The sequence below is a fragment of the Pseudonocardia charpentierae genome, from assembly GCF_031845345.1.
Taxonomy (GTDB): Bacteria; Actinomycetota; Actinomycetes; order Mycobacteriales; family Pseudonocardiaceae; genus Pseudonocardia; species Pseudonocardia charpentierae.
The window spans coordinates 1-569 of sequence record NZ_JAVREJ010000102.1 but is presented as its reverse complement, the minus strand read 5'-3'; the positions used below and the strand labels follow the sequence as shown (position 1 = coordinate 569).

Sequence of the window (569 nt, the reverse complement as noted above, 5' to 3'; positions counted from 1 at the left end):
CAGCCGCAGTTCGTGATCGACAGTGGTCTATCCTCTCGATCTTGTGTTCGTGGAGGAGGATCTTGCTGCGTGGTCGGCCGGGTTGGACGGGTTGTTCGCGCAGGTCGCGGGCAGGTTCTTCCGGCCTGAGCCGCGGCGGCGGGCCCGGGCATACGTGCGCGGCCTGTTGGCGCCGTTGGCGGGGAAGAACGGGTGGACGCTGGCCGAGGTGGCCGGCGATGCGACCCCGGACGGGATGCAGCGGCTGCTGAACTCGGCGAACTGGGACGCCGACGGGGTCCGTGATGACCTGCGCAGCTATGTCGTGGAGCACCTGGGCGAGCCCGGCGGGGTGCTGATCGTCGACGAGACCGGGTTCCTGAAGAAGGGCCTGCGCTCCGCTGGGGTGCAGCGCCAGTACTCCGGCACCGCCGGCCGGGTCGAGAACTGCCAGCTCGGGGTGTTCCTCGCCTACGCCACCAGCAAGGGCCGCACCCTGATCGACCGGGAGCTGTACCTGCCGAAAACGTGGACCGCCGATCGGGACCGCTGCCAGGCGGCAGCTATCCCCGAGGAAATCGAGTTCGCCA

At 69.1% G+C, this 569-nt stretch carries 1 protein-coding gene; it reads left to right on the top strand.

What is annotated here, in order from left to right:
* Positions 1–49 precede the first annotated feature (49 nt).
* Positions 50–569 (top strand): IS701 family transposase (locus tag RM445_RS32045; RefSeq protein ID WP_311560612.1); only part of this gene is annotated, 520 nt, incomplete at its 3' end.